Annotated in this window: 1 protein-coding gene; it reads left to right on the forward strand. The window is 62.6% G+C overall.

Annotated elements, in window-relative coordinates; genetic code table 11:
- Positions 1–81: 81 nt before the first annotated feature.
- On the forward strand, positions 82–772 hold a 691-nt coding region (locus QJT78_RS51780), incomplete at its 3' end, for an IS110 family transposase (RefSeq protein ID WP_281460911.1).

Below are 772 nucleotides of genomic sequence, written 5' to 3' on the forward strand. Positions count from 1 at the left end.
GTCCGCTAATGGGATGGTCCGGCCGTGCTCCTGCCCCGCCAGCGATAAGCTGGCCAGGGGCGCCAAGACAAGGAGCACGCCATGTCCCAGACACTCAATACCGCGATCGCCGTGATCGGCATCGATATCGGCAAAAACTCGTTCCATGTCGTGGGCCACGATGCGCGCGGCGCCATCGTGCTGCGGCAAAAGTGGTCGCATGGCCAAGTGGAGGCGCGGCTCGCCAATATGCCGCCTTGCCTGATCGGCATGGAAGCCTGCGTCGGCGCACATCATTTGAGCCGCAAACTCGCATCGCTTGGTCACGATGCCAGGCTGATGCCGGCCAAATATGTCCGCCCTTATAGCAAGGGACAGAAGAACGACTTCAACGATGCCGAAGCGATTGCCGAAGCCGTGCAGCGCCCAACGATGAAGTTCGTGGCGACCAAGACAGTGGAGCAACTGGATCTGCAGGCGCTGCATCGGGTGCGCGAGCGGCTGGTGTCGCAACGCACCGGCATCATCAACCAGATTCGCGCCTTCATGCTGGAACGCGGGATCGCGGTGCGCCAGGGTATCGGCTTCCTGCGCACAGAACTGCCCAGCATCCTTGCGACGCGCACCGATGCCCTGTCGCCACGCATGTTGCGTGTCATCGAGGAGTTGGCGGGCGACTGGCGCCGGCTGGATCAGCGCATCGATAGCCTCTCCGGCGAGATCGAAGCACTGGCCCGTCAAGATCAGGCATGTTCGCGCCTGATGACGGTGCCTGGCATCGGGCCGATCATTT

The sequence above is a fragment of the Bradyrhizobium sp. Mp27 genome, from assembly GCF_029953005.1.
Taxonomy (GTDB): Bacteria; Pseudomonadota; Alphaproteobacteria; order Rhizobiales; family Xanthobacteraceae; genus Bradyrhizobium; species Bradyrhizobium barranii.